Origin of the sequence: Streptomyces daqingensis, from assembly GCF_014645895.1 — a bacterium.
GTDB lineage: Bacteria > Actinomycetota > Actinomycetes > Streptomycetales > Streptomycetaceae > Streptomyces > Streptomyces daqingensis.
In genome coordinates this window covers 220,365-246,681 of sequence record NZ_BMMP01000010.1, presented here as the reverse complement: position 1 = coordinate 246,681, position 26,317 = coordinate 220,365, and the positions used below count along the sequence as shown (strand labels likewise).

The following is a 26,317-nucleotide window of genomic DNA, read 5'->3' as shown; positions in this document are numbered from 1 at the left end:
TGATCAGCCTCTCTTCGGGCGCCGCACGTGGACTGACAGGCCGGGCTGCCGTGCGAGGCCCAGCTGCCGGATGCCCTCGGCGAGCGCCGAGTCGAGATCGCCCCGTACCTCGTGGAGGTCCCTGAAGTGCGCGCGGGCGTGCGCCCGCACCTTCCGCCGTCCGACCGAGACGTCGACGGACTGGACCCCGGTCACCTGCATCGCGCGGTCCCTCAGCACGAGACCGGCGGCGGAGCGCTCCAACCCGGCCCGTACATGCGGGTGTTCGCGCCGCATCGGGAGGAGCCCGCGGCGGCCGGGCGTCACCGCCAGTGTGATCAGCCACACCCCCAGCAGCGTGACGACGCAGGCGGCGGCGAGGACCTTGGCGTCGTTCACGGCGGTGCCGGCCAGTTCGTCGGCGAGGGTGCGCCGCCAGCCCATCGCGGGCTCTCCGGCACGCACGGCGGCGACGTCGTAGAGCAGCACTCCGGCCAGGGCCGCCGCCAGCAGCGCGACGATCCCGGCCGGCACGCGCCGCAGCGACCAGAAGCGGCCGGCGCGGGAGGCCGTTTCGCCGGAGCCGCCCGGGTCGTACGCGGCCGCCGACGCCGCCTGCTCGAGGTGACCTCCGCCGCCTCCACCCGACTGGGCGGCCGGGGGCGTCTTCTCGAGAGTCGGCATCTGCTGGGTGCGCTCGTCGCTCACCGGACCCTCCCGGGTCTCTCGCTGTCCAGCTGCTCGGAGTGCAGCCGCTCCACGCCGACGGCTACCTCCGGCACATCCATGCCGACCAATTCCTTGACACGTGAAGCGACTTGCCGGCGCACCGCAGCACACTGCGCGCCGATGTCCGAAGGGTAGCCCAGCTCCACGACGACGCGGACCCGAGCTGTCCGGTCCCTGAGCGACGCCGTGGCGCGGGGCGGGCGGAGAGGCCCGCGGGGCACCTTGAAGGCGGCGGGTACGGTGCGCAGGGCCTCCCGGGCAGCCTGCGCCGCGACCTTGGCCACGACCCGCTCGACGATCGTGGTCGATCCCCTCGCGGGTACGGCCACTTCGGCTGAGGTCACCCTCTCACCCCCTCACCGGCGCCGGCTCTCGTCGCGGACGCGGAAGATGTCCTCCGCCTGCAGGTCGCCGTCCAGGAAGCGGCCCGCCACGAAGCCGAAGCCGCCCAGCGCGGCCACGAGCAGGAAGGCCCCGAAGCCGCCGAAGTATCCGGCGAAGCCGAGCGCCATCCCTGCGATCAAGCCGATCACGGCCATGCTCATCGTGAGCTCCTTCGCTCAGTGGACGTCGTGTGCCGCCACTTCGTCCGCCGGACCGCCGCTGCCGCGCTACTGCACGCGCGTACGGCCCGAGTCCTCGTCCTCGTCCTCCTCGTCGGGCAGCTTCACGTCGCTGACCGCGATGTTCACCTCGACGACCTCGAGGCCGGTCATCCGCTCGACGGCGTTGACGACGTTCTCCCGTACGGAAGCGGCCACGTCGGCGATCGCGACGCCGTACTCGACGACGATCTCCAGGTCCAGCGCGCTCTGCACGTCGCCGACCTCGGCGCTCACGCCGCGCGAGGCGGACTTGCTGCCGCCCGGGACGCGGTCGCGCATCGCGCCGAACGTGCGGGCCATTCCGCTGCCCATCGCGTACACGCCGTCGACGTCGCGCGCCGCCATCCCGGCGATCTTCTCCACGACTCCGTCGGCGATGGTGGTGCGCCCGCGGCTGCCCCTGTCGCCCCTGGGCCGCCTCGTCTCGGACTTTCCGTCGTGGGCCGCCGTGCTGGAGCCGCCTCCGCCAGCTTCGAAGCGGTTGCCGGGCTTGGTGTCCGTCATCGTCCTCACCCTTCAGATAGGGAACGCCTGACGGCATACGAAATGCCGCTCTTGTGTCACATTAGGTGCATTCGTCGTGATTCGCCTGCGTACGCCGACCTCCCGGCTCACCGCAGGCACGCGAGCAGCGGCGCACCCGGGTTACTGACGCAGAACACCGGCAGACACGACAGGGAGTCGCACATGGCCGCCGATCAGCTGGCACAGGACGTACGGCATCAGCTGAGCCTGGGAAACCTGCTGCCTCTGGGCGGCGCCGGAGACGGGGCGTGGCTCACGGAGAGCGCGGCGGTGACCGTACTGCGCGCGGCCGCCGCACGGACGGTGCCGGACGTTCGGCTGGAGGGAGTGCGGCTGAGGCTTGCGGACCCGGCTGAGGCGGATACTCCCTCCGTGCCCGCGCCTCCTTCGGCTCTCCCGCCCGGCGCGCTGCACATCGAGGCGAATTTCGCCGCCCCCGCCGACGCCCCGCTGACCACGACCGCGGACCGCCTCCGCACCGCGCTTCTCACGGCGGCCGACGAGCGGCTCGGACTCGACGTGGCGTGGGCGGACCTGCGGGTGACGGATCTGCTGGACGGGCCCGCCGCCTCCGTGGACGGCGGCCAGGACGGGACCCCGGACGGATCCGCTCCTGGGACTCAGGACCACGTCACCGACGGGACCGACGAGCATCCGCCGGCCCCCGCGGACCACCCCCGGGCGACGGCGACGGCCGAGACGGTCATCGCCGTGCCGGGCGTAACGCGGCTGGCGCCGGTCCTCGGGCCGCTGCTGGGCGGGCACAGGACCGACGCCGTGAGCGTCACGGACGTCGAGGACGGATCCGGGGTCCGCAGCCGCCATCTGCAGATCCAGATCGGGGTGGACGAGCAGGCCCGCGCCCTGGACGTGGCGCTGGCGGTGCGGGAGGCGGCCGCGAAGGCCGCCGCATGGGACGCACCGGAGCCGGCACCGGCCGTGACGGTCGCCGTGGTGGTGACGGCAGTCGACCCGGCCATCGGCTCCGGCGGCGTGCGCACCGCGTGAGCCCGCGGGTGCCGACCGCGCGGGGCACGTCGCACCATGCAGGGGCGGGCGTGCCCGGCGCGGAACGGCTGCAAGACGGCCGTCGCGCCGGGCCCCCGCCCGCGGATCAGTCGCCGATGCCGGCCAGGTCGCGCAACCTCCGTGCCTGGGCTGCCCGTTCGGCGGCCAGTTGCTCCTCGTACGTCCGCGTGGCCGCCCCGGCGAGCAGCGCCTTCGTCTCGACGACGGCGTCGCGCGGCGCGGCGAGCAGGGCGGCGGCGAGGTCGGAGACGGCCGCGTCGAGCTCCTCGGCGGGGACCACCAGGTTCGCCAGCCCCGTCCGCTCGGCCTCCTCGGCCTGGATGAACCGCCCGGTGGCGCAGACCTCCAGGGCGCGCGAGTAGCCGAGGATCCGCACCAGGGGGTGCGTGCCCGTCAGGTCGGGCACGAGACCGAGGCTCGTTTCACGCATCGCGAACTGCGCGTCGTCGGCACACACGCGCAAGTCGGCGGCGAGCGCGAGCTGGAAGCCCGCTCCGACGGCATGGCCCTGCACGGCCGCGACGCTGACGAGGTCAGGACGGCGCCACCAGGTGAACGCCTCCTGGAAGACGGCGATCGTCTCGTCGATCTCCTGGTCGGAGGCGTGTGCGAGGTCGCCGAAGTTCAGTTCGCCCTCGATGCCCTCGGGAGCGAACGCCTGCCTGTCGAGGCCCGCGGAGAAGGACCGGCCCTCGGCGCGCAGCACCACCACCCGGGCGTCGCCGGGCACCATGCGGCCCGCTTCGGTCAGCGCCCGCCACAGGGCGGGGGACTGGACGTTGCGCTTGGCCGGATTGGTGAGCGTGACCGTGGCCACGGCACCGTCCACGGCGAGGCGCACGCCGTCCTTGTCCAGCAGGGTCATCGACATCCTCCGGTGGTTACTCGGCAGTCATGTGACTGAAGAGTAACCACCGGAAGGGGATGCCTGGAAGTCCCGTCAGGCCGAGGCGGACTTCTTGCCTCGCGTGGCCCCGCCGCGACCTCGCAGGGTTACACCGGATTCGCTGAGCATCCGGTGCACGAATCCGTAGGAACGGCCCGTTTCTTCGGCCAGCGCCCGGATGCTCGCACCGCCGTCGTACTTCTTCTTGAGGTCTGCCGCGAGCTTCTCGCGCGCGGTGCCGGTCACCCGGCTGCCCTTCTTCAGAGTCTCGGCCACCCGTGCCTCCTCATGGGAAGTGCGCTACGTGACTCTCATGATCACCCCTCCCCCTGCTTCTGGCCACCCATTCGGCAAGGTCCATCGGGGCGGGGTCACCGGAGGGCTACTGTCCGTTGACGTCGGAGTATGCGATTCCGGTGGCTTGATCCTTTGCCCCGGACACCGGCCGGCGGTGAACACACAGGTCAGGCAGGCCCGTTGAGCGCCGTCCGGCACCGGGGGCAGGACATGCCACAGGCGTCTCGCGGCGCCGCGCGGGCACGCCGGGGTACGAGCCGCCCTCACTCAGATGAAGGATCAAGTGTCGGCCGAATGATCCAGAAGAGGTTGATCAAGGGGCAGCGGCCGCCGCAGCCGCGGAACGTCAGGCGAGGGCGACGAGGTCCGCGTAGTCCTCGCTCCACAGGTCCTCGACGCCGTCCGGCAGCATGATGATCCGCTCCGGTTCCAGCGCCTGCACCGCACCCTCGTCGTGGGTGACGAGGACGACGGCTCCCGTGAAGGTGTGCAGGGCGCCCAGGATCTCCTCGCGGCTTGCCGGATCGAGGTTGTTGGTCGGCTCGTCCAGCAGCAGGACGTTGGCGGAGGAGACGACCAGGGTCGCCAGGGCCAGCCGCGTCTTCTCACCGCCCGACAGCACCGAGGCCGGCTTGTCCACGTCGTCGCCCGAGAAGAGGAAGGAGCCCAGCGTCTTGCGGATGTCGACGAGGTCCATGTCGGGGGCGGCCGAGCGCATGTTCTCCAGGACGGTGCGCGCCGGGTCGAGCGTCTCGTGCTCCTGGGCGTAGTAGCCCAGCTTGAGCCCGTGGCCCGGGACGACCTTGCCGGTGTCGGGCTCCTCGTTGCCCGACAGCAGCCGCAGAAGCGTCGTCTTGCCGGCGCCGTTGAGGCCCAGGATCACGACACGGGAGCCCTTGTCCACGGCGAGGTCGACGCCCGTGAAGATCTCGAGCGAGCCGTAGGACTTCGAGAGGTCCTCCGCCATCAGCGGCGTCCTGCCGCAGGGCGCGGGGTCGGGGAAGCGCAGCTTCGCGACCTTGTCGGAGACGCGTTCCGCCTCGAGCCCGGAGAGCAGCTTCTCGGCGCGCCGGGCCATGTTCTTGGCCGCTACCGCCTTCGTGGCCTTGGCGCGCATCTTGTCGGCCTGCGAGTTGAGCGCCGCGGCCTTCTTCTCCGCGTTGGCGCGCTCGCGCTTGCGGCGCTTCTCGTCGTCCTCGCGCTGGACGACGTACTGCTTCCAGCCCATGTTGTAGACGTCGATCGCCGCACGGTTGGCGTCCAGGTAGAAGACCTTGTTCACGACGGTCTCGATCAGGGCCAGGTCGTGGGAGATCACGATCAGGCCGCCGCGGTAGGTCTTGAGGAAGTCTCGCAGCCAGACGACGGAGTCGGCGTCCAGATGGTTGGTGGGCTCGTCGAGGAGCAGGGTGTCGGCGTCCGAGAAGAGGATGCGGGCCAGTTCGATGCGGCGCCGCTGACCGCCGGAGAGGGTGTGCAGCGGCTGGGTCATCACCCGGTCGGGAAGGCCCAGGCTGGCCGCGATCGTCGCGGCCTCCGCCTCCGCGGCGTACCCGCCCTTGGTGAGGAACTCGGTCTCCAGGCGCTCGTACTTCTTGAGCGCCTTCTCGCGGGTGGCGCCCTGGCCGTGCGCGATGCGCTCCTCGTTCTCGCGCATCTTGCGGATGACGGTGTCCAGTCCGCGGGCCGAGAGGATGCGGTCCCTGGCGCTGACGTCGAGATCGCCGGTGCGCGGGTCCTGCGGGAGGTAGCCGACCTCCCCGCTGCTGGTGATGGTGCCCCCCGTGGGGTTCGCCTCACCGGCGAGGCACTTGGTGAGCGTGGTCTTCCCGGCTCCGTTGCGGCCGACGAGGCCGATGCGGTCGCCCTTGGCGACGCGGAACGTGGCGGACTCGATCAGGATGCGGGCGCCGGCGCGCAGCTCCAGGCCGGTGGCGGTGATCACGGACTACTCCAGGCATGGTTTACGGGCGTACGTACGGACACTGAGGCGGACGTACGGCGCTAATGCGTGCGGGAAGTAGCCATGCCGTCAGTCTAACGGCGCCGCGCAACGGATTTGTCTCCGGCGATTGTCAGTGCCCGCTGCGAGACTGCGAAGCAGGTGAAACGGTCCGCGGCGGCGCGGGCCACGCGTCGAGGAGGCACCGTCATGACTGACGCACCGACCCTGTACCCGACGCTCGTGTATGGGGACGCGAAAGCGGCCATCGCGCAGCTGGAGGAGGCGTTCGGCTTCAGGCGCTCCGCGCTGTACGAGGGGGAGGACGGCACCGTTCTGCACGCCGAACTGACCTACGGCAACGGCGCGGTGATGCTCGGCTCGAAGAAGGAGGGCGTGTTCGCCGAGGCGATGGGCAAGGCGGGCCCCGCGGGGGTGTACGTGGTGGTCGACGACGTCGACGCGCACTGCGCCCGGGCCCGCGAGGCCGGCGTGGAGATCCTCATGGAGCCGACCGACCAGGACTACGGCTCGCGGGACTACATGGCCAGGGACCTGGAGGGCAACGTCTGGAGCTTCGGCACCTACGTGCCGCCGCTCGGCCCGTAGACCGCATCCCGGCCCCCGGCGGAGGAGGCCAGTCAGAGGCCCCTGGTCAGAGGCCCCCGGTGTGGACCTGGAACGCGGCACGGCGCACCGCCTTGGCGAGCGCCGGGTCGGGGTGCGCGGCGGCGAGCGCGACGAGCACCTGCACCGTGCGGGGGTGGCCGATGGCCCGCACCTCCTCCAGCAGCTTGGGGACAGTGCCCTGCACGGCCGTCTCCAGGTGGTCGACGAGCAGGCGCTCCTCGCCGTGGTCGGTGACGGCTGCCGCGGTGTCCACCCACAGCCAGGTGGCCTCCTCGCGGGTGAGGACTCCGGGGGCGCCACCCGCCAGGTCCTCCGGGTCGGCACCGTCGTGCTCGGCGAGCCAGAGCAGCGCGTAAGGGCGCAGCGTCGGCTCCGCGGCGGCCGTCCGCACCTCGGGTTCCGCGGGGGCGCCGACGACGCGCAGCGCCTCGAAGGCCAGCCCGCGGATGAGGGCGTCCTCCCCACGGGCGGCGCCCAGCAGTTCGGTGATGGCGGTTCCCGTGGAACGGGCGGCCAGCCATGCGCGGTACTCGTCGCGGGCGGGGCCGGGGCTGAGGCGCGCGCACCCGCGCAGCATGTCCTGGGCGGGCTGCTCGATGTTGCCGGCGGGGCTCTGGGCGGCCACGCAGATCTGTTCGAGCTTGGTCCACACCGCCCAGTTGCCGAGCGGGGTGAGCACGGCGGAGCCCTGGCGCACGGCCGGCTCTCCCGGGGGGTTCCCCGGTTCCGGGCTCCCCTCGGACGCCGTGGCGCGCGGTCCGGCGGGCGCCTCGACGTCGGAGCACCGGGTGAGGGCTCCGACGGCCGCGAAGCCGTCGAGGGCCCAGTCGAGCAGGCCGGGGAGCGAGACCTCGGTGGCCGGGGTCGCCGCCGGGGCATCGGCCGGCGCGTCGCGGCGCTCCGGCGCGGTGTCAATGCCGCCGGGCTCCCCGTCGGCCGGCGCCTCGCCCGCTGCCTCGGGTGCGGCGTCGCGCTCGGCGCGCAGCTCGGCCACGCGCTTGGCGAGCAGGTCGTGCAGATCGGGGAAGGTGAGCGGCCCGGCCGTCAGATGCATGACGGACAGCAACTGCGGGGCCGCCTCGACCACTTCGGCGACGAGGCCGGGGTCGGCGGGGGTGGGTGCCGGGTAGGCCAGGGACCACGCGTCGAAGAGGGCGACCCAGCCGCGCAGTACTGCGCTGTCGTCCCGCTCCCAGGCGCGCAGCCGCCAGCCGGGGCGGGCCGTCCCGTCGTGGAGCTCGACGAGGCCGGCGAGGCGCGCGCGGTCCCACTGGGTCCGGACGTGCGACGGGGGCATCCGGAGCGCCGCGGCGGCTCGTTCGGTGTCCGGTCCGCTTCCGGGGTGTGCCTCGTGCCGCTCGGCCCACCGGGCCAGCGTCACGGCGTCGGCCAGCGCGGCTCTCGCCTGACGGGCGAGCTCCTCGCGCGGAGGCAGCCCCTCGGGCGGCGGCGGCGCGGGGCGCGTACGCCGGGCGGTCACCGTGCGCCGGGCAGCGGCGATCGGCCGCGTGGGGACGAGGCGGAGCGGGTTGTCTCGCGGGGTACGGGACGGCGTCACAGGAGCAGTCTTCATGGTCTGTGGCGCAAATCCCAAACGGGGTCCCGGAATTCTCCGTTCCGTTTTCCCCTGCCGGGTCCAACTGCCCTGGTCCGAGCGGCGGTTGGCGACAATTCAAAGGTTTTCACGGCTGCGCCCGCGGCACCGGCCGACCGGGTGCCGCAGCCGTTCCGCGGAGGCTGTCCCGGATCCCGGGAAGAGCGGCGTTCACAGCAGCGGCGTCAGAAACCGCCGAAGCCTCTCCTCGTACTCGCCCGGGTCCGCGTTCCACATCGCGGCGTGCGGGGCGTCCGGAACCGTGTACAGGCTGACGAGTTGCTCACGGGCGGTCGCGAACGCCGTCGACGCGTCCCAGGGGGCGATCGTGTCGTCCGGGCCGTGAACGATCAGGGCCGGCACGGCGAGGCGGTCCGGGCGGACCACCGGAGCGGGCTGATCGGGTTCGGCGGCGCGGGCGTGCCCCTGAGCGGCGCGTACGGCCAGCGGGAGCAGCGGGCGCGGTACGTGGCGCTCCGCGGCGAGCGCCCGCAGGGTGGTCCACCAGTCGAGCACCGGCGAGTCGAGCACGAGGCCGCTGATGCGTCCCGCGGCGCCGCCCTCCCCCTGCCCGGCCCCGGACCGCAGTTCGTCCGCGGCCCGCAGCGCCATGGACGCCCCGCTGGACCAGCCGTGCAGCACGATCTGCGCGGCCCCCTCCCCGACGGCGTACCGCACGGCGGCCTCCACGTCACGCCACTCGGTGCCGCCGAGGTGGCGGACGCCGCCCGGCGGGGCGGGAGCGCCGGCGTCGCCCCGGTAGGAGAGGCCCAGGACGGGGAGCCCCAGGGCGGAGTAGAAGGGGAGCAGCGGCAGCGCCTGCTCCGGTCCGGCTCCGAGGCCGTGCAGCGCGACGACCCAGACGTCGCGAGGCCCGGGCACGAACCACGCGGGCAGCGGCCCGAGTTCGCCCGGCACCTCGATCTCCGTGCGGTCCACGCCGAGCGCGTCACCGGGCCCTCCCGTGTACACCTGGGGCGTGAGCCAGACCTTGGTACGGGGGGCCAGCTCGCCGTAGGTGATCCGCTCCAGCCGGCGTACGACGGTGTCGGCGGCGGCGCCGGCCTGGTCGCCGCCGCTCAGCACGGGGCCGACGACGGCGTGGCAGCCGCGTCCGATCAGGCCGTACGTCCCCGGGAGCAGGGTCGTCAGGGAGCGGGTCAGCGCGATATGACCGGTGCCCACCTCGTGCACCGTGAGGGAGGGCCCGCCGAAGCCCGCGGGGAGGTGCCCCCGTCCCGCGGCCGGGGCGGAGCGCGCCGGCCGGAGGGCGGCCCCGGCCGCGTACCGGCCCGCGGCCACGGCGGCCGCGGCGGCGCCGAGCGCGGAGGTGGCGGCCACCGCCGCCGTACGCATGCGCATCCAGCCAGTGTCACGTCTCAGGGAGGCGTACGGCCAGCGGGCGGCGTCGCCCGGGTGACCGCGGCGGGGGGTCCGAACCCGCGGCGGCGGCTTCGGCCGGAGCGGTGCCGGGCGGGTCCACGCGGCGGGGAGGGCGGAGGGGCAGCGGGGGAGCCGCGGAGCGAGGTCCCGCAGGACGCACGTGTGGCGGCCGTCGGCCTCACCCGGCCGGCGTCTGGCCGTATCCGCCGAACTTCTCGGCGACGCGGCGGAGTTCCTCGTCCGGCAGCAGCGACGGGGTACGTCCCGGCACGGACGAGGCCGTCAGCCACAGGCGGCACATCCACTCGAGCTGCGCCGTCCTGTCGTACGCCTGGTCCAGGTCGGCTCCGTAGGCGATGGTGCCGTGGTTCTGCAGCAGGCAGGCGCTGCGTCCGTCGAGAGCCTCGAGCATGCCGGCGGCCAGCTCGTCGCTTCCGTAGGTGGCGTAGGGGGCGACGCGTACGGGACCGCCCAGTGCGGCCGTCATGTAGTGCACGGCGGGGAGTTCGGCGACGAGCGTGGAGACCGCGGTCGCGTGTACGGCGTGGGTGTGGACGACAGCCCGGGCCTCGGTGTGCCTGTACACGGCCAGGTGCATGGGGAGTTCGCTGGTGGGCTTCAGACTGCCCGCGGTACGCCGCCCGTCGAGGTCCACCGCGCACAGGTCGCCGGGGCCGAGCCTGTCGTAGGGGACTCCGCTCGGGGTGACGAGGACGTTCTCCCCCACGCGAACGGACACGTTCCCCGAGGTGCCCACCACGAGGCCCTCCGCAGCCGTACGGCGGGCGACGGTCACCAACTCGTTCCAGGCGCTCAGCAATTGAGGACCTCCGGGAGGGTGCGGGGCCCCGCTCGGGGCGGCCGGGGAAGGGCCCGGCGACGGGCCCGAGGAAGCGTGTCACACGGGGCGGACGGTGGCGGCGGGACCTGCTGTGGTACCGCTCACAACGTACGGCGGGGAGCGACACTCCGCTGCCCGCCGTAGTTCATCTTCCGTTCACCCACCGTCCCTACGTTCAACGAGTCATTAACCTTCGACTGATTGTGCCTGGGTGAATGGAACACATCACGCTTCTCATCGGGATCGTGATCGTCACGGCCTTGGTGTTCGACTTTACGAACGGCTTCCACGACACGGCCAACGCCATGGCCACCACCATCTCCACCGGGGCACTGAAGCCCAAGACCGCGGTGGCGATGTCGGCGGTCCTCAATCTGATCGGCGCGTTCCTGTCCGTCGAGGTCGCCAAGACCATCTCTTCGGGGATCATCGACGAGGGCTCCGGTATCCAGCCTGAAGTGATCTTCGCCGGCCTGGTCGGCGCGATCATCTGGAACCTCCTGACGTGGCTCGCGGGGCTTCCCTCCAGTTCCTCCCACGCACTGATGGGCGGCCTCCTCGGCGCCACCGTCGCGTCCGTGGGGCTCGGCGCCGTCAACGGCGGCACCGTGGTGATGAAGGTACTCATCCCCGCTCTCGCGGCCCCGCTCGTCGCCGGGCTCGCCGCGCTCCTGGCGACACGGCTGACCTACCGGGCGGCACGGAACGCCGACGAGCAGCAGACCGCGAAGGGCTACCGGGCCGGGCAGATCACCTCGGCCGCGCTGGTCTCCCTCGCGCACGGCACCAACGACGCGCAGAAGACCATGGGCGTCATCACCCTGGCGCTGATCACGGGCGGCGCGCTGGCGCCGCAGGCCGACCCTCCGACCTGGGTGATCGTCTCCGCCGGTGTGGCCATCGCGTTGGGCACGTACCTGGGCGGCTGGCGGATCATCCGCACCATGGGCAGCGGCCTGACCGACATCAAGCCGCCTCAGGGCTTCGCCGCGCAGACCAGCGCCGCCGTGACGATCCTGGCCTCCTCGCACATCGGCTTCTCGCTCTCCACCACGCACGTCTGCTCCGGCGCGATCATGGGCTCCGGGCTCGGCCGCAAGGGCGGCGTCGTGCGCTGGTCGACGGCGGCCCGCATGGTCATGGGCTGGGGCCTGACCCTCCCGGCCGCGGGGCTCGTCGCCGCGGGTGCGGCCCTTCTGGCGGGGCAGGGCACCTGGGGCGTCGCCACGGTCGCCGTGCTCGCGGTGGTCGTCAGCGGCGGCATCTGGCTGCTTTCGCGGCGCCAGCCCGTCGACCACACCAACGTCAACGACACGGCGGTCCCGGGCGAGACCGCGGAAGAGGACGCCGCGGGCGTCGTCACGGCCGCGCTCCAGGCCGTCGCACCGCCGCCCACCGTGAAGGCGGGAAGCGACGCCTCGCTGCCGGAGATGTCGCTGCCGCAGGGCACGCCGGCTGCCGGGCCTGTCGCCGAAGCCGAAGCCGAGAAGGAACGCCCCCGGGCTGGCTCCACGCTCGGCTAGCAAGGCGTCCGCCGGACGGGACAGCTCGCACCGGACCGACTAGAGAAGTCCCGACCCCGACCCCGACCGCACTGCAGACCGGCGTCAGCCGGACCTCTGCCGGACCTGAGACAGGGAAACGCTATGAACATCGACTGGGCAGCACTGGGCGAGGTATTCGGCGTCAGCCTCGTGGCCACTGTCGGCCTGGTGGGGCTGTTCACGCTCGGCATCGTGAACGGCTCCGCGGGCAAGGCGCAGGGCGGCGGCGCGTCGGCGCTCGCGCGCACCGGCGCGTACGCCTGTTACGCGCTGTGCGCCGCGGCGGTGGCGTACGGCATCTACATCATCACCGCACCGTGAAGTAGCGCCCGCCGGCCGGACTTCAGAGCACGGCGGGCATCGGCCGAGGGGTACGGGCGTGGAGCCCGTACCCCTCGCCGTGCGTCTGCTCACACTCTTCCGCCGCAGGTCAGCGGCGAGTTGACGGCCCATCCCGTACATGGTGGACTTCCGGTTGCCCAACGGCGGCTGGAGAGGAAGCCGGTGAGAATCCGGCGCGGTCCCGCCACTGTCACCGGGGAGCGAACCCCAAGCGAAGGTCACGGCCCACGAGCGTCAACGGGCCGGAAGGCCGGGAGACGCTGCGATCCGGGAGCCAGGAGACTCTCGCCGCCGGTACGTCGAGCCAGGGCGAGGACCCTGAGTGAGGACACCGCCATGCGTGGCTTCCCGGCCGCACCCCGTCCCGCAGTCGCATCCGCCGGCCCGGCGGGACTCCCCCAGCCGCGCCTCCCCCGTGCCGGCAGCCCGCCGTCCCGGGCGGCCCGTCCCGTCCGCCGGAGCCCGACGGCGAGCTGAACCATGCGAGTTCATCGCGCGTACGCCTGGGGCGCGGCCCTCGGCTACCTGGGAGACGTGCTCCTGGGCGATCCCCGGGCCGGGCATCCCGTCGCCGTCTTCGGGCGGGGCGCCGCCGCGGCCGAGCGCGTCCTGTGGCGCGACTCGCGCGCGGCGGGGGCCCTCCACACCGCACTGTGCGTGGGCGTCCCGGCCGCGGCGGCCGCGCTCCTCACCCGCGCGCCGCGCCGAAGGGGTCCGGCAGCGCCCGGCGTAACGGCACACGCGCTCGCGGGCATCCCGGCGCATGCGGCGGCGACGTGGACCGTCCTCGGCGGCAACGGGCTGTGCGCGGCGGCGCGTTCCGTCCAGGCCGCCCTGGACGCGGGGGACGTGGACGGCGCGCGCCTGCTGCTGCCCCGACTGTGCGGCCGCGACCCGCAGTCGCTGGACGCGGACGGCATCGCCCGTGCCGCCGTCGAGTCGGTGGCGGAGAACACCTCGGACGCCGTCGTGGGCGCTCTGGTGTGGGGAGCGCTGGCCGGCGTCCCCGGCATGGCTGCGTTCCGGGCGGTCAACACGCTCGACGCCATGGTGGGCCATCTCTCCCCGCGTCACCGGAAGTTCGGGTGGGCCGCCGCGAAGCTGGACGACGCGGCGGGCTGGCCCGGCGCCCGCCTCACGTCGGCGCTCGCCGCGCTCGCCGGACCCCGCCCGCGCGGCGCGCTGCGGGCCTGGCGCAGCGACGCGCACCGGCATCCCAGCCCCAACGCGGGCCCGGTGGAAGCCGCGTTCGCGGGTGCGCTGGGAGTACGGCTCGGCGGCACGCTGAGCTACGGCGGACGCACGGAGCACCGGCCGGTGCTCAACTCCCCCGGCAGGGCCGTACGTTCGGGCGACATCACACGCGCCGTACGCCTCTCGCGGCGCGTGGGGCTCCTCTCGCTGGCGCTCACCACCGCGGCGGGCGTGGCGGGGCGGATGGCCGCTGCCCGCTTCTGCTCGCGCGCCGGAAGCCGTACGGGAACGGGAGGTACCGCGACGTGACGGGCAGGCGAAAAGAGCGCGGCGGCCGGGGTCTTGGCGCCGCCGCACGGGGCGGCGGGCTGCTCGTCGCCGGCACGACGTCCGACGCCGGCAAGAGCGTGGTCACGGCGGGCATCTGCCGCTGGCTGGCGCGCAAGGGGCTGAAGGTCGCACCGTTCAAGGCCCAGAACATGTCCCTCAACTCGTACGTGACGCGGGAGGGCGCGGAGATCGGGCGGGCCCAGGCCATGCAGGCCGCCGCGGCGCGCACCGAGCCGACGGCCCTGATGAACCCGGTGCTGCTCAAGCCGGGCGGCGACCGCAGCAGCCAGGTGGTGCTGCTGGGCAAGGCGGTCGGCGAACTCAGCGCGCGCGGCTACCACTCGGAGCGGCAGGAGAAGCTGCTGGGGACGGTCACCGACTGCCTGGAGGAGCTGCGGCGCACGCACGACGCCGTCATCTGCGAAGGCGCGGGAAGCCCGGCGGAGATCAACCTCAGGCGCACCGACATCGTCAACATGGGGCTGGCGCGCAGCGCGCGTCTGCCCGTCGTCGTGGTCGGCGACATCGACCGCGGCGGGGTCTTCGCCTCCTTCTTCGGTACGACGGCGCTGCTCGCCGCGGAGGACCAGGCGCTCCTCGCGGGTTACATGGTGAACAAGTTCCGCGGCGATGTGTCGCTGCTGAGGCCCGGGTTGGAGATGCTGCGCGGACTGACGGGACGGCCCGTGCTGGGGGTCCTGCCCTGGCGGCACGGCCTGGGCATCGACGAGGAGGACGGGCTGCGCGTCTCCCTGCGCGGCGCCGTGCGGGAGTCGGCCGCGGAAGGGCCGTACGGAACCGACCTGCTGCGCGTCGCGGTCGTGCCGCTTCCGCTGATGTCGAACTTCACGGACGTCGACGCGCTGGCCGCCGAACCGGGCGTCGTCGTGCGCTTCACGGACCGCCCGGAGGAACTCGCCGACGCGGACCTCGTGGTGCTCCCCGGAACCCGCGGGACGGTGCGTGCGCTGGAGTGGCTGCGCTCACGCGGGCTCGCGGACGCACTGCTGCGCAGGGCGGCGGAGCGGCGTCCGGTGCTGGGTGTCTGCGGCGGCTTCCAGATGCTGGGCGAGCGCATCGAGGACGAGGTCGAGTCGCGGGCGGGAACCGTCGACGGGCTCGGGCTCCTGCCCGTCCGCGTGCGCTTCGCCGCCGCCAAGACCCTTGCCCGGCCGGGCGGTTATGCGCTCGGCGAGCTCGCGGAGGGCTACGAGATCCACCACGGCGTCGCCGAAGTCCTGGGCGGCGAGGCCGTGTTCACCGGCAGCGGAGGCGAGCCGCTCGACGGGTGCCGGGCCGGACCGGTGTGGGGGACGCACTGGCATGGGTCGCTGGAGAGCGACGGGTTCCGCCGGGCTTTCCTGCGGAGGGTCGCCCGCGACGCGGGCCGTACGGGGTTCGTCCCCGCGCCCGGCACGAGCTTCGAGGCGCTGCGCGAGGAGCAGTTGGACCGCCTCGGCGACCTCGTCGAGGAGCACGCCGACACCGACGGGCTGCTGCGGCTGATCGAGTCGGGCCCGCCAGCGGGTCTGCCGTTCGTCCCGCCCGGGGCGCCGGGAGATTTCCAAGATGTCCGAGACGGCCGAGACGCGGGAGCGCACTCATGAGCACCATCCGGAGCCCCTACCCCTTCTCAGCGATCGTGGGCATGTCCGACCTGCGGCTGGCGCTGCTGCTCAACGCGGTCTCGCCCGCCGTCGGCGGCGTGCTGGTGCGCGGTGAGAAGGGAACCGCGAAGTCCACCGCCGTACGGGCGCTGGCGGCGCTGATGCCCGAGGTCGCGGTCGTACCGGGGTGCCGCTTCTCCTGCGACCCCGCCGCGCCGGACCCCGACTGCCCCGACGGGCCGCACGAGGCGGGGGGCGGAGGGGCGCGACCCGCGGCGATGGTGGAGCTGCCCGTCGGCGCCTCCGAGGACCGCCTCGTGGGAGCGCTCGACATCGAACGCGCCCTGTCGGAGGGCGTGAAGGCGTACCAGCCGGGTCTGCTGGCCGACGCCCATCGAGGCGTGCTGTACGTGGACGAGGTCAACCTCCTCCACGACCACCTCGTGGACCTGCTGCTGGACGCCGCCGCCATGGGCGCCTCGTACGTGGAGCGCGAAGGCGTCTCCGTCCGGCACGCCGCGCGGTTCCTGCTCGTCGGCACGATGAACCCCGAAGAGGGCGAACTGCGGCCGCAGTTGCTGGACCGCTTCGGACTGACCGTGGAGGTGACGGCCTCCCGCGACACCGACGAGCGTGTGGACGTCGTACGCCGTCGGCTGGCCTACGAGGCCGACCCCGCCGCCTTCAGGACGAGTTGGGCCGACGAGGAGCAGTCGCTCCGTGAACGCATCGCCGCGGCACGGGATTTGCTGCCGGGCGTGCGGCTGGGCGATGAGGCGCTGCGGCAGATCGCGGCGACCTGTGCGGCGTTCGAGGTGGACGGCATGCGCGCCGACCTCGTCATGGCGCGCACCGCGACCGCTCTCGCCGCCTGGGCCGGACGCACCGACGTCGTGGCGGACGACGTGCGTCAGGCGGCGCTGCTGGCGCTGCCGCACCGCCGCCGCCGCAACCCGTTCGACGCGCCCGGATTGGACGAGGACAAGCTCGACGAGACGCTGCGGCAGCACGGCACGCCGGACGGCGGCGACGGAAGCGGAAGCGACGACGACGGGGACGACGACCCGGACGGCGGTCCCGACGGCGGCGGGCAGCCCCCCGAGAGCGACGGCCCGCCGCCCCCGGAAGCACCCGGGGAGACCGGCCGGGATCCGGCGGACGCACCCCTCCCGGAGCCGCGCCAGAGTGGTGACGGGCAGCAGGAGCCGTCCCCGGCGTCCGGTGAGGCAGAGGCAGGGTCAGCGCAGGAGGGCGAGGACGGCGCCGGCGGGACGCCGGGCCGCCCCGGTGAGAAGGCGCCCGCCCCCGCGTCCGAACCGTTCCGGGCCCGCACCCTCTCCGTCCCCGGCCTGGGCGAGGGAGCCGCCGGCCGCCGCTCCCGCGCCCGCACCGCCCATGGCCGCACCACCGGCGCCCGCAGGCCCCGCGGCACGCTCGGCAGGCTGCACGTCGCGGCCACAGTGCAGGCGGCGGCTCCGCACCAGCACGTCCGCGGACGCAGCGGGCCGGGCCTGGTGCTGCGCCGCGACGACCTGCGGGAGGCCGTGAAGGAGGGACGCGAGGGCAATCTCGTCCTGTTCGCCGTGGACGCCTCGGGCTCCATGGCCGCCCGCAAGCGGATGGGCGCGGTCAAGGGGGCGGTGCTGTCGCTGCTGCTGGACGCCTACCAGCGGCGCGACAAGGTGGGCATGGTCACCTTCCGCCGGTCCGGGGCGGAGGTCGCGCTGCCGCCGACGTCGTCGGTGGAGGCCGCGGCGGCCCGGCTCGAGTCGCTGCCGACGGGCGGACGGACCCCGCTGGCCGCCGGACTGCTGAAGGCCCGCGACGTGCTGCGGGTGGAGCGGATGCGGGACGCGGCGCGCCGCCCGCTGCTGATCGTCGTCACCGACGGGCGCGCCACCGGCGGCGCCGACCCGGCACGGCAGGCTCAGCGTGCCGCACGGCTGCTGGAGGCGGACGGCACCACGTCGGTGGTGCTGGACTGCGAGGCCGGTCCCGTACGGCTCGGCCTGGCGGGTGACCTCGCGCGGGATCTCGGGGGCACCGCGGTGACGCTGGAGGAGCTGAGGGCGGACGCCGTGACCGATCTCGTACGGCACGCCACCGGTTCGCGGCCCCGCGGCGGGACGGACCCGGCGGCACGGCGGGGTCCGGGCCGGGGGCACGGTCCAGCAGCGACAGGATCAGCGACAGCAGCAGAGTCGCGGGCGGGGACACCCGCCCGCCGAGGGAGGGCGGCGTAGTGCCGAAGGGACAGCCGAACACCGTGCCCGACGACGGCCTGACGACGCGCCAGCGCCGCAACCGCGCCCTGGTCGCGGTTCACACCGGAACCGGCAAGGGCAAGTCGACCGCCGCCTTCGGCCTGGCGCTGCGGGCCTGGAACCAAGGCTGGCCCATCGGGGTCTTCCAGTTCGTGAAGTCGGCCAAGTGGAAGGTCGGGGAGGAACGGGCCCTGCGCGTGCTGGGCGATTCCGGCGAGGGCGGTCCCGTCACCTGGCACAAGATGGGCGCGGGCTGGTCCTGGATCCAGCGCGACGGCGAGATGGGGAGCGAAGAGGCCGCACGCGAGGGCTGGGAGCAGGTCAAGCGCGACCTGGCCGCGGAGACCTACCGGCTGTACGTCCTCGACGAGTTCGCCTACCCGCTGCACTGGGGGTGGATCGACACGGACGAGGTGGTCCGGGTGCTGCGCGACAGGCCCGGCACCCAGCACGTGGTCGTCACCGGGCGCAACGCCCCGCGGCAACTCCTCGACGCGGCGGACCTGGTGACGGAGATGACCAAGGTCAGACACCCCATGGACGCGGGCCAGAAGGGCCAGCGGGGCATCGAGTGGTGAGCGCCGGCACGGCCCGCGCCCCGCACGCGCCCCTCGGGCCGACCGGCCTGGCAGGCCGGCGCACCCTGCCGCCCGCCGAGGGGGTGCGGACATGGGCGGCGTGAACGTCCCGCGCCTCGTCCTCGCCGCCCCCTCGTCGGGCAGCGGCAAGACGACCGTCGCCACCGGACTCATGGCCGCGTTCACGGAAGCGGGGGTGGCCGTCTCTCCGCACAAGGTCGGGCCCGACTACATCGACCCGGGCTACCACGCGCTCGCGACGGGACGGCCAGGCCGCAACCTCGACGCCTACCTGTGCGGCCCCGAACGCGTCGCGCCGCTCTTCGCGCACGGCGCGGCCGGCGCCGAACTGGCCGTCGTGGAAGGGGTCATGGGCCTCTTCGACGGTGCGGCAGGTGCGGGGGAGCTGGCTTCGACGGCCCACGTCGCGAAGCTGCTGCGGGCACCCGTCGTCCTGGTCGTGGACGCCTCCTCGCAGTCCCGGTCGGTCGCGGCGCTCGTACACGGCTTCGCGTCCTGGGATCCGGAGGTGCGGGTGGCGGGCGTGCTGCTCAACAAGGTCGCCTCCGACAGGCACGAGGAGCTGCTCCGGGACGCGATGGAGGCCTCGGGAGTGCCCGTGCTGGGTGTGCTGCGGCGCGTCCCCGCGTTGGGCTCGCCCTCGCGCCATCTGGGCCTGGTCCCGGTGGCCGAACGCGCTGCCGAGGCCGTCGAGGCCGTGCGGGGCGCCGCGGAGCAGGTACGGCGCGGATGCGATCTCGACGCGCTGCTGGCGCTGGCGCGGACGGCTCCGCCGCTTCCCGTGACGCCCTGGGACGCGGCCGAGGAGCTGGCGCCGGAGACGGTGTCCCGGGGGGCGGCGCGTGGCCCCGCTGCCGCGGCCCGCGTACCCGCCGGGAGCAACGGCCGGTGCGCGGACGGCGTACGCGGCGGGCCCCGCCGCCCGGTCGTCGCGGTCGCGGGAGGACCCGCGTTCTCCTTCTCCTACGCGGAGCACGGGGAGTTGCTGCGCGCGGCGGGCGCGGAGGTCGTCCCCTTCGACCCCCTGCGGGACGAGGAGCTGCCCGAGGGCACACGCGGCCTCGTCATCGGCGGAGGGTTCCCCGAGGTGTACGGGCCGGAGCTGTCGGCGAACAAGGCGCTGCGCGACGAGGTCGCCGCGCTGGTGGCCGGCGGCGGCCCCGTGGCGGCCGAGTGCGCGGGACTGCTCTACCTGACGCGCGAGCTGGACGGGAACGAGATGTGCGGCGTGCTGGACGCCACCGCCCGGATGACGGACCGTCTGACGCTCGGCTACCGCGAGGCCGTGGCCGTCGGGGACAGCTCCGTCGCGGAGGCGGGGGCCCGGGTCCGCGGCCACGAGTTCCACCGGACCGCGGTCACCCCGGGGGCCGGGCCCGAACCGGCCTGGGGGCTGGTGCGGCCCGAGCGCCGTACGGAGGGTTTCCTCGGCGGCGTACGGGGCGGCGTCCACGCCTCGTACCTGCATGTTCACTGGGCCGCCTCGCCCTGGGCGGCCCGAAGGGTCGTAGAGAGGTGTGCCGTATGAAGGGACCGCACGCGGACGCCGGCGCCGCCGCGCACCGCGATGCTCCGGCCGCGCCGGTCCGTCCGAGCGGACTCCCCTCGCCCCAGCGGATGCTGACGGTGGGCGTGGGCGCGAGCCGCGGGGTGGGGAGCGGCGAGGTCCTCGAACTCGTCGAGCGCGTCCTCGCCGAGGGCGGTCTCCCGGTGGACTGCGTCAAGGAGTTGGCGACGGTCGACGCGAAGGCCGGCGAACCGGGGCTGCTCGCCGCGGCCGAACGGCTCAGGGTGCCGCTGCGCACCTTCCCGTCGGCGGAGCTGTGCGCGGTCGAGGTACCGACGCCCTCGGTGCTGACGCGTACCGCCGTCGCGACACCGTCCGTTGCCGAGGCGGCGGCTCTCCTCGCCGCCGGCGAGGGCGGCCGGCTGCTCGTCCGCAAGACGCCGTCCGCGCGGCCGGGCAGTACCGCGATGGCGACGGCGGCGGTGGCCACCGCGGCAATGCCGAGCGCCGTCGGGGCACCCCTCGGCGTTCCGGCGGAACGGGCGTACGGCCGCACGGCGGGGGGACCCGACGGCCCGGCGGACTCCACAACGGGGCCCGGCGGCCATGCGCCCTGATCCGGGACCGCGTACGGCAGCGCCGCACGGGACACCGGTCGATCCCGGACTGCGGCACCACGGCGACGCCGAACTCCGCGACGCCGAACCGGGGTTGACCGATCTCGCCGTCAACGTGCGGACGGGCACGCCGCCCGGCTGGCTCACCTCGCGCCTCGCCGCCTCCCTCGGCTCCCTCGCCGCGTACCCGGACCCGAGGGCCGCCCGCAGGGCCGTCGCCGCCCGGCACGGTGTGGCGGAGGAGCAGGTCCTGCTCACCGCGGGGGCCGCCGAGGCGTTCGTGCTGCTGGCCCGCGCGCTGGGCGGCGCCCGGCCCGTCGTGGTCCACCCGCAGTTCACGGAGCCGGAGGCGGCACTGCAGGACGCCGGCCGGAGCGTGCGGCGCGTCCTGCTGCGCGCGGCGGACGGATTCCGGCTCGACCCCGCGGCCGTACCGGAGAGCGCCGACCTCGTCGTCGTCGGCAACCCGACCAACCCGACGTCCGTACTGCATCCCGCGCGCCTGCTCGCCGGACTCGCCCGGCCGGGGCGGACGCTCGTCGTGGACGAGGCCTTCGCGGACGCCGTCCCGGGCGAAGCGGAGTCCCTGGCACCCTCGTCGGCTCAGCGGGAGGCTCCGTCCCGTCCGGCCCCGGGCGCACCGAGCGGGGCGGGCGCGGGTTCCAGGACGGAGCCGGGCCGTCACGCCTGGGGGACGCGGTCGCTGCCGGGACGTGTCGTCGTGCTGCGCAGCCTCACCAAGACGTGGGGCCTCGCCGGGCTGCGCATCGGCTACGTGCTCTCCGACGCCGGGACGATCGCCGCCCTCGCCCGGCATCAGCCGCTGTGGCCCGTCTCCACTCCGGCCCTGACGGCCGCCGAGGCGTGCTGCGAACCGCACGCCCTGGCCGAAGCGGACGCGGCGGCGCGCCAGTTGGAGGAGGACCGTGCCCATCTCCTGGACCGCCTGCGGGAGTTCACGCCGGCGGGACTCGCGGTGGCCGGCCGCCCGCGTGGGCCGTTCGTCCTCGTGCGCCACCCGCGGGCGGCCGCGCTGCGGGAGGAGTTGCGCGCGCTGGGCTTCGCGCTGCGCAGGGGCGACACCTTCCCCGGCCTGGGCCCCGAGTGGCTCCGTATCGCCGTCCGGGACCGGGAGTGCACGGACCGGCTGGCGGCGGCGATGGCGAGCGTTCTCGGACTCCCCTGAGCCCCCGGCGAGCGCGCACCGGGCGCCGCCGTAGGTCCGGCGGCTACCGGGCTCTTGCGGCGCCGCTGCTCGACGGCTCCTCCCGGGACGACCGCTCGTCCACGACGCCCCGCGCGATGCCCAGCCGCACCACGTCCTGCGGCCGGAGCCACAACTGGTCGGCGGTGCGCGCGACTTCGTCGCCCGGCCGTTTGAGGATCGCCGCGGCCAGCTCGGGAGCGATCACGGAGAAGTAGCTGTCGGGGGTGACCCACAGCCTCCCGGGCGCGGCGAGTGCCAGGGCGCCGCCCGAGCCGCCCTCCCCGATGAGCAGCGACGTGACCGGAACCGTCGCCTCGGCGACCGCGGCGAAGGCGTCGGCGATGGCGGGGCCCGCGCCCGCCCGCTCCGCTTCCGCGTCGTTGGCCGCTCCCGGCGTGTCGATGAGCGTGAGCACGGGGATGCCCAGCCGGTCCGCGGTACGGATCAGACGGGCCGCGGTACGGAAGCCCGCGGGGCGTGTGGCGGTCCCGCACTGCGCCGCGTAGGCGACCGTTCGGCCTTCCCGGCGCCCGAAGCCGCAGAGCGTCCCCTCGTCGGTGCCGCCGCAGCGGTCCCCCCGCACGTCCTCACGCGTGTCGAAGTAGTCGTCCAGATAGGCGGCGGCGCGCGGCCGCAGTGCGTCGCGGGCGCGCGCCACCGCCTCCTGCCCGTCGGCGGGGACGGACGGGGGGCGTCCCCCGGGCAGGGCCCCCGGAGGGGGCGGAGCGGTGCCGGAGCCGCCGGTCAGCAGCGTGAGCCACCGGCCGAGTGCCTCCCGCAGCTCCTCCTCCCCCACGATCTGGTCGACGTGCCCCGCCTCCCACTGCCCCTCCGCGGAGTAGGGGTGCGGATCGGCGCCCTGCGGACGTACGCGCGACCCCGCGAAGGCGACCTGTGCCCCCGGCAGCGCGAGGACGACGTCCGCTCCGGCGCCGAGCGTGGCCCATCCCCCGCCGGTGGAGGGGTCGCGCAGCACGGCGATCTGCGGCAGACCCGCCCGTCGCGTGAGCATCGACTCCTGTGCCACGCGCTGCAGTTGGGACAGGGCGACCATGCCCTCCTGCATGCGGCTGCCGCCCGTGGCGATGAGGGAGACCACGGGCATGCCGCGTGCGCGGGCCTGCGCGTAGGCCGCGGCGATCCGGTCGCCGGTGCGGGCTCCCAGCGAGCCGCCGAGGAAAGCGAACTCGAAGGCGATCAGCACCACTTCCACGCCGCCGGCCACCGCCGTGCCGCATACCACCGACTCGCTCTCGCCGGTGCGCTCCACCGCGCGCTCGCGGGCGACGCCGTATCCGTCCCAGGCGAGGGGGCCGTCCCAGGCGAGGGGACCGTCCGCCGCACGGTGGCCGTCCGGGCGGAACTCGGCGCTGGTGCCCGGGAGTTCGGCGAAGCCGCTGGAGACGGCGCGGATCACGTCCCGCGCCGTCGGTCCTCTGCGGGGGGCGGCGCCGTCACTCATGGAACGCCCGCTTCATCAGCTTGCCCATGTCGTTGCGAGGCAGCGTCTCGCGGAACCGCACCACGCGGGGCCGCTTGTACGGCGTCAGCTGGGAGGCGACGTGCTCGGCGAGCTCCTGCTCGCCGGGCTGCCGGGCACCGGGGACGATCCAGGCGACGATGCGTTCGCCGAGGTCGTCGTCGGGCTCGCCCGTGACGGCCGCCTCCCGCACATCGGGGTGTTCGAGCAGGACGTTCTCGATCTCACCGGCACCGATCTTGTAGCCGCCGCTCTTGATGATGTCGGTGGCCTTGCGGCCGACGATCCGCACGTAGCCGTCGGGGTCCCTGGTCGCCATGTCGCCCGTACGGAACCAGCCGCCGTCGAAGGCCTCCGCGGTGGCGTCGGGCCGGTTGAGGTACTCGGTGAACAGGTTGCGGCCCCGGACCTGGATCTCGCCGACGGTCTCGCCGTCGAACACCTCGATGCCGCGCCCGTCCTCGTCGACGAGCCGCACCTCGACGCCCGCCAGCGGCACGCCCACGGTGCCGGGACGGCGCTCCCCGTCCGCGCGGACGCTGGTGTTCATCAGGGTCTCCGTCATGCCGTACCGCTCCACGATCTGCCGGCCCGTGGCCTCGGCGATCCGCCGGTGGTCGTGCACGGGCAGCGGGGCGGAGCCGGAGACCAGGAGACGGGCCTTCCCGAGAGCACGGGCCAGCTTCTCGTCGCCGCCGACCTCCTCGGCGATCCGGTGGTACATCGTCGGCACCCCGAAGAGCATGGTCGCCCCGCCGCTCAGCGCGTCGCTGACGCCGTCCGTCGAGAAGCGGCCGAGGTGGCGCACCGTCCCCGCGCGGCGCAGCGGCCCGAGGACGCCGAGGATGAGGCCGTGCACGTGGAAGAGCGGCAGGGCGTGCACGAGCACGTCGTGCTCCGTCCACTCCCAGGCGTCCTCGAGGGCGTCGAGGGTGCCGGCCAGCGCGCGCCGCGGGAGGACGGCGCCCTTCGGCGGCCCCGTCGTGCCCGAGGTGTAGACGACCACCGCGGGCGCCTCCTCGCCCGGTTCGGCCGGGAGCGGCGGCGCGGGAGCGGCGGGCGGCTCGGGGCTGACGTCGATGCGGGGCAGCGCGTCGAGCACCGCGGGGAGGGAGGCTTCCGGCTCGGCGAGTACGAGGGCCGGTTCGCTGTCGCCGACGATGTGCGCCAGTTCCCGCTCTCCGACCCTCGGGTTGACCGGTACGGCGGGCGCTCCGGCGAGGAGGGCGGCCACTACCGCGACGCCGGTGTGGAGAGTGGGGGTCGCCCATACGGCGACGCGCTGCCCGGGGGTGAGTTCCCGGGCCAGCGTGCCGGCCGCCGCCGCGAGTTCGGCGTAGGTGAGGGAGTGGTCGCCGAAGTCCAGGGCGGTCTTCGGGGGCGGGGTGTGCAGCGCCGGGAAGAAGGTGGACACGGTGGCTTTCCTCGCAGTCTCGCTGGTACGGCAGCGTGGTGGTCCGGTCGTCCGCGGGGGACGCGTGAGCGGGACGGTTCGGTCGTGTTCGCGGGACGGTCGGGTGGCGGAGCGTTCATGGCGCCGGGACGGCACGGCGCCGGCGGACGAGGGCCCTCGACAGTGCGGTTACCCGGGAGCCCGGCGCGTCACCCGAGGCCGGGGACGACGATCGCCAGCCAGACGAGTGCCGGCACCGCAGCCGTGACGGCACCGCCGTAGATCATGAGCTGGCGGAAGAAGCGGTCCCTGTCGACCTCCTCGGCGCTGGCCAGGACCAGGGCGCCGTTGGTCGAGAACGGGCTGACGTCGACGACGGTCGCGGACACGGACAGCGCGGCCACCATCCCGACGACGCCGATCTCGCCCTTCTCCAGGAAGGGCACGACCAGGGGGATGAGCGCGCCGATGATGCCGACGGACGAGGCGAAGGCCGAGACGAAGCCGCCGATGTAGCAGAAGAGCAGCGCGGCGATCAGCGGTACGCCGATGGCGGCGACGCCCTCCCCGGCCCACTCGATGGTGCCCATCTCGTCCAGCACGTTGACGTAGGTGAGCATGCCGCAGACCAGAAGCACCGTCGGCCAGGTGATGCCGTTGACGGCCTCCTTGCTGTCCTGGGGCCAGATCACGGCGAGCACCACGGCGAGGGCGATGGCCGTCAGGCCCGCGTCGAGATCGAAGACGAGGACAGCGGCGACGAGGACCGCCAGCCCGGCGAGCGTGGCGAACCGGGCGGGAGTCAGGGTGACCGTGCCGCCGGGCTCCTCCTCGGGGTCCGCGGCCGGCGGCGCTGTGGCGACGGGGCGCGGGTCTCCGGCCGCGGCCGTGCCCTCTCCCCCGCCGCTGCCGGACTTCCCCGGCGCGCTGCCCGCGCTCCCCGCCGGGCCCTCCGGCTCCGCAGCGGTGGCCGGTGCGGCTGACGCCCCGGTCCCGCGGAGGCGCATGCCTCCGCAGGCGACGAAGATGACGGCCGCGATGACGAGGTTGACGACGAGGCTCGCGGCGAACAGGGCCAGCTCGTTGCCCGGCAGGCCTTCGCTGGCGACGATGCTGTTGACCGTCGAGCCGTAGATGCTGATCGGGGAGAAACCTCCCGCCTGGGCGCCGTGCACCACGAGCGCGCCCATCAGCAGGGGGTGGATGCGGTACTTCGCCGCGAATCCCATGGCGAGCGGCGCGACGATGGCGACCGCCGCGGGACTGACGGCGCCGATGGCCGTCAGCACGCCCGTGACGGCGAACATCACCCACGGGATGAGCACCACGCGCCCGCGCACCATCCGGATTCCGGCGTGCACGAGCCAGTCGGTCGTGCCGTTGGCCCGCGCGATGGCGAAGAAGTACGTGACGCCGACGAGCACCACGAACAGGTCGCCGGGGAAGCCCGCGAAGACCTCCTCGGCGTCGAAGCCCGCGGCGAGCGTGCCGACGCCGAAGGCGGCCGCGAAGGCCAGAGCGCCCATGTTGACCGAGCGCGTGGTGGCGACGACGAAGATCACCGCCAGTACCAGGATCGATATGAGTTCGGCGGACATGGGGCTCCCGTCGTCGGGCCCGTGAGCGGATCGCCTCGGGGGAAGGTCGCTGTGGTGGTAGCGGGCCGGTCCGGACGCGGCCGACGCCGGTGCCGGTGCCCGCTCGGAAAGGCCGAAGGACCAGAGGCCGTACGGTCGCGAATTGGCCAACTGGCCGACTGGTCAAGTGGCTGAACCACATTCGCGTCGAGTCCT

The 26,317-nt window shown here is 74.2% G+C and carries 24 protein-coding genes and 1 riboswitch; of the genes, 11 read left to right on the top strand and 13 right to left on the bottom strand.

What is annotated here, in order from left to right; genetic code table 11:
* Nucleotides 1–3: 3 nt before the first annotated feature.
* The 4 genes from IEY56_RS16885 to IEY56_RS16870 form a co-directional block, all read right to left on the bottom strand.
* Nucleotides 4–663, bottom strand: a complete 660-nt coding sequence (locus tag IEY56_RS16885; protein ID WP_189038075.1) for a DUF6286 domain-containing protein — start codon at nt 661–663, stop codon at nt 4–6.
* A gap of 20 nt (nt 664–683) precedes the next feature.
* On the bottom strand, nt 684–1,052 hold the full coding sequence (locus IEY56_RS16880) for an Asp23/Gls24 family envelope stress response protein (protein ID WP_189038013.1): 369 nt from the start codon (nt 1,050–1,052) through the stop codon (nt 684–686).
* 12 nt (nt 1,053–1,064) lie between these two features.
* The gene (locus IEY56_RS16875; RefSeq protein WP_189038012.1) at nt 1,065–1,253 is read right to left on the bottom strand and encodes a hypothetical protein; all 189 of its coding nucleotides are present in this window, start codon (nt 1,251–1,253) and stop codon (nt 1,065–1,067) included.
* 66 nt (nt 1,254–1,319) lie between these two features.
* Nucleotides 1,320–1,817 carry an Asp23/Gls24 family envelope stress response protein gene (locus IEY56_RS16870; RefSeq protein WP_189038011.1) on the bottom strand — a complete coding sequence of 166 codons (498 nt, stop codon included), beginning with the start codon at nt 1,815–1,817 and terminating at the stop codon, nt 1,320–1,322.
* Nucleotides 1,818–2,000: 183 nt separating this feature from the next.
* Here IEY56_RS16870 and IEY56_RS16865 point away from each other — a divergent pair, with 183 nt between their 5' ends.
* On the top strand, nt 2,001–2,846 hold the full coding sequence (locus IEY56_RS16865) for a nucleopolyhedrovirus P10 family protein (RefSeq protein ID WP_189038010.1): 846 nt from the start codon (nt 2,001–2,003) through the stop codon (nt 2,844–2,846).
* A 106-nt stretch (nt 2,847–2,952) separates the two neighbouring features.
* On the opposite strand, the gene IEY56_RS16860 is transcribed toward IEY56_RS16865, so the two are convergent.
* The 3 genes from IEY56_RS16860 to IEY56_RS16850 all read right to left on the bottom strand — a co-directional run bounded on the left by IEY56_RS16860 (nt 2,953) and on the right by IEY56_RS16850 (nt 5,995).
* Nucleotides 2,953–3,732 carry an enoyl-CoA hydratase/isomerase family protein gene (locus IEY56_RS16860; RefSeq protein WP_189038074.1) on the bottom strand — a complete coding sequence of 260 codons (780 nt, stop codon included), beginning with the start codon at nt 3,730–3,732 and terminating at the stop codon, nt 2,953–2,955.
* Nucleotides 3,733–3,807: 75 nt separating this feature from the next.
* A complete protein-coding gene (locus IEY56_RS16855) occupies nt 3,808–4,029 on the bottom strand; it encodes a helix-turn-helix domain-containing protein (protein WP_045864328.1) in 222 nt (73 codons plus the stop codon).
* A gap of 367 nt (nt 4,030–4,396) precedes the next feature.
* A complete protein-coding gene (locus IEY56_RS16850) occupies nt 4,397–5,995 on the bottom strand; it encodes an ABC-F family ATP-binding cassette domain-containing protein (protein WP_189038009.1) in 1,599 nt (532 codons plus the stop codon).
* Nucleotides 5,996–6,202: 207 nt separating this feature from the next.
* On the opposite strand from IEY56_RS16850, the gene IEY56_RS16845 reads away from it, so the two are divergent.
* Nucleotides 6,203–6,601: a VOC family protein gene (locus tag IEY56_RS16845; RefSeq protein ID WP_189038008.1), complete on the top strand. Its 399-nt coding sequence runs from the start codon at nt 6,203–6,205 to the stop codon at nt 6,599–6,601.
* A gap of 46 nt (nt 6,602–6,647) precedes the next feature.
* Here the strand turns inward: IEY56_RS16845 and IEY56_RS16840 are convergent, their stop codons facing one another.
* The 3 genes from IEY56_RS16840 to IEY56_RS16830 all read right to left on the bottom strand — a co-directional run bounded on the left by IEY56_RS16840 (nt 6,648) and on the right by IEY56_RS16830 (nt 10,419).
* The gene (locus tag IEY56_RS16840) at nt 6,648–8,195 is read right to left on the bottom strand and encodes a hypothetical protein (protein ID WP_189038007.1); all 1,548 of its coding nucleotides are present in this window, start codon (nt 8,193–8,195) and stop codon (nt 6,648–6,650) included.
* A gap of 192 nt (nt 8,196–8,387) precedes the next feature.
* Nucleotides 8,388–9,578, bottom strand: a complete 1,191-nt coding sequence (locus tag IEY56_RS16835; protein ID WP_189038006.1) for an alpha/beta hydrolase — start codon at nt 9,576–9,578, stop codon at nt 8,388–8,390.
* A gap of 199 nt (nt 9,579–9,777) precedes the next feature.
* Nucleotides 9,778–10,419 (bottom strand): class II aldolase/adducin family protein, encoded by a 642-nt coding sequence (locus IEY56_RS16830; RefSeq protein WP_189038005.1) that lies wholly within the window; start codon nt 10,417–10,419, stop codon nt 9,778–9,780.
* A gap of 236 nt (nt 10,420–10,655) precedes the next feature.
* Here IEY56_RS16830 and IEY56_RS16825 point away from each other — a divergent pair, with 236 nt between their 5' ends.
* From IEY56_RS16825 to IEY56_RS16785, 9 genes are all read left to right on the top strand, one after another.
* Complete coding sequence (locus IEY56_RS16825) at nt 10,656–11,963, top strand: inorganic phosphate transporter (RefSeq protein WP_189038004.1); 1,308 nt, start codon at nt 10,656–10,658, stop codon at nt 11,961–11,963.
* 123 nt (nt 11,964–12,086) lie between these two features.
* A complete protein-coding gene (locus IEY56_RS16820; RefSeq protein WP_189038003.1) occupies nt 12,087–12,305 on the top strand; it encodes a hypothetical protein in 219 nt (72 codons plus the stop codon).
* Between the two features lie 134 nt (nt 12,306–12,439).
* A riboswitch (cobalamin riboswitch) is annotated at nt 12,440–12,633 on the top strand.
* Nucleotides 12,634–12,806: 173 nt separating this feature from the next.
* Nucleotides 12,807–13,829, top strand: coding sequence for a cobalamin biosynthesis protein (locus IEY56_RS16815; protein ID WP_189038002.1), 1,023 nt, complete (start codon nt 12,807–12,809; stop codon nt 13,827–13,829).
* Nucleotides 13,826–15,457, top strand: coding sequence for a cobyric acid synthase (locus IEY56_RS16810; protein WP_189038001.1), 1,632 nt, complete (start codon nt 13,826–13,828; stop codon nt 15,455–15,457). Before IEY56_RS16815 ends, IEY56_RS16810 begins: the two co-directional genes overlap by 4 nt.
* A 5-nt stretch (nt 15,458–15,462) precedes the next feature.
* Entirely contained in the window at nt 15,463–17,700 is a 2,238-nt protein-coding gene (locus IEY56_RS16805; protein WP_189038073.1) for a putative cobaltochelatase, read from the top strand.
* Complete coding sequence (gene cobO, locus IEY56_RS16800; RefSeq protein ID WP_189038000.1) at nt 17,700–18,299, top strand: cob(I)yrinic acid a,c-diamide adenosyltransferase; 600 nt, start codon at nt 17,700–17,702, stop codon at nt 18,297–18,299. The genes IEY56_RS16805 and cobO overlap by 1 nt, the downstream gene beginning before the upstream one ends.
* A gap of 91 nt (nt 18,300–18,390) precedes the next feature.
* Complete coding sequence (locus IEY56_RS16795) at nt 18,391–19,848, top strand: cobyrinic acid a,c-diamide synthase CobB (RefSeq protein WP_189037999.1); 1,458 nt, start codon at nt 18,391–18,393, stop codon at nt 19,846–19,848.
* Nucleotides 19,845–20,444 (top strand): cobalamin biosynthesis protein, encoded by a 600-nt coding sequence (locus IEY56_RS29095; RefSeq protein WP_189037998.1) that lies wholly within the window; start codon nt 19,845–19,847, stop codon nt 20,442–20,444. Before IEY56_RS16795 ends, IEY56_RS29095 begins: the two co-directional genes overlap by 4 nt.
* Entirely contained in the window at nt 20,434–21,630 is a 1,197-nt protein-coding gene (locus IEY56_RS16785) for an aminotransferase class I/II-fold pyridoxal phosphate-dependent enzyme (RefSeq protein WP_189037997.1), read from the top strand. Before IEY56_RS29095 ends, IEY56_RS16785 begins: the two co-directional genes overlap by 11 nt.
* 43 nt (nt 21,631–21,673) lie before the next feature.
* On the opposite strand, the gene IEY56_RS16780 is transcribed toward IEY56_RS16785, so the two are convergent.
* The 3 genes from IEY56_RS16780 to IEY56_RS16770 form a co-directional block, all read right to left on the bottom strand.
* On the bottom strand, nt 21,674–23,113 hold the full coding sequence (locus IEY56_RS16780) for a carboxyl transferase domain-containing protein (RefSeq protein WP_189037996.1): 1,440 nt from the start codon (nt 23,111–23,113) through the stop codon (nt 21,674–21,676).
* Nucleotides 23,106–24,545 carry an acyl-CoA synthetase gene (locus IEY56_RS16775; RefSeq protein WP_189037995.1) on the bottom strand — a complete coding sequence of 480 codons (1,440 nt, stop codon included), beginning with the start codon at nt 24,543–24,545 and terminating at the stop codon, nt 23,106–23,108. The genes IEY56_RS16780 and IEY56_RS16775 overlap by 8 nt, the downstream gene beginning before the upstream one ends.
* Before the next feature lie 188 nt (nt 24,546–24,733).
* Complete coding sequence (locus IEY56_RS16770; RefSeq protein WP_189037994.1) at nt 24,734–26,122, bottom strand: SLC13 family permease; 1,389 nt, start codon at nt 26,120–26,122, stop codon at nt 24,734–24,736.
* Between the last annotated feature and the right edge of the window lie 195 nt (nt 26,123–26,317).

What these genes read in the sequence shown, in the direction of transcription:
- IEY56_RS16820 (WP_189038003.1), top strand. Translation starts at nt 12,087, where the DNA reads ATGAACATCGACTGGGCAGCACTGGGCGAGGTATTCGGCGTCAGCCTC.
- IEY56_RS16770 (WP_189037994.1), bottom strand. Translation starts at nt 26,122, where the DNA reads ATGTCCGCCGAACTCATATCGATCCTGGTACTGGCGGTGATCTTCGTC.
- IEY56_RS16815 (WP_189038002.1), top strand. Translation starts at nt 12,807, where the DNA reads ATGCGAGTTCATCGCGCGTACGCCTGGGGCGCGGCCCTCGGCTACCTG.
- IEY56_RS16780 (WP_189037996.1), bottom strand. Translation starts at nt 23,113, where the DNA reads ATGAGTGACGGCGCCGCCCCCCGCAGAGGACCGACGGCGCGGGACGTG.
- IEY56_RS16885 (WP_189038075.1), bottom strand. Translation starts at nt 663, where the DNA reads ATGCCGACTCTCGAGAAGACGCCCCCGGCCGCCCAGTCGGGTGGAGGC.
- IEY56_RS16825 (WP_189038004.1), top strand. Translation starts at nt 10,656, where the DNA reads ATGGAACACATCACGCTTCTCATCGGGATCGTGATCGTCACGGCCTTG.
- IEY56_RS16785 (WP_189037997.1), top strand. Translation starts at nt 20,434, where the DNA reads ATGCGCCCTGATCCGGGACCGCGTACGGCAGCGCCGCACGGGACACCG.
- IEY56_RS16845 (WP_189038008.1), top strand. Translation starts at nt 6,203, where the DNA reads ATGACTGACGCACCGACCCTGTACCCGACGCTCGTGTATGGGGACGCG.
- IEY56_RS16870 (WP_189038011.1), bottom strand. Translation starts at nt 1,817, where the DNA reads ATGACGGACACCAAGCCCGGCAACCGCTTCGAAGCTGGCGGAGGCGGC.
- IEY56_RS16795 (WP_189037999.1), top strand. Translation starts at nt 18,391, where the DNA reads ATGGGCGGCGTGAACGTCCCGCGCCTCGTCCTCGCCGCCCCCTCGTCG.
- IEY56_RS29095 (WP_189037998.1), top strand. Translation starts at nt 19,845, where the DNA reads ATGAAGGGACCGCACGCGGACGCCGGCGCCGCCGCGCACCGCGATGCT.
- IEY56_RS16865 (WP_189038010.1), top strand. Translation starts at nt 2,001, where the DNA reads ATGGCCGCCGATCAGCTGGCACAGGACGTACGGCATCAGCTGAGCCTG.
- IEY56_RS16840 (WP_189038007.1), bottom strand. Translation starts at nt 8,195, where the DNA reads ATGAAGACTGCTCCTGTGACGCCGTCCCGTACCCCGCGAGACAACCCG.
- IEY56_RS16835 (WP_189038006.1), bottom strand. Translation starts at nt 9,578, where the DNA reads ATGCGCATGCGTACGGCGGCGGTGGCCGCCACCTCCGCGCTCGGCGCC.
- IEY56_RS16860 (WP_189038074.1), bottom strand. Translation starts at nt 3,732, where the DNA reads ATGACCCTGCTGGACAAGGACGGCGTGCGCCTCGCCGTGGACGGTGCC.
- IEY56_RS16875 (WP_189038012.1), bottom strand. Translation starts at nt 1,253, where the DNA reads ATGAGCATGGCCGTGATCGGCTTGATCGCAGGGATGGCGCTCGGCTTC.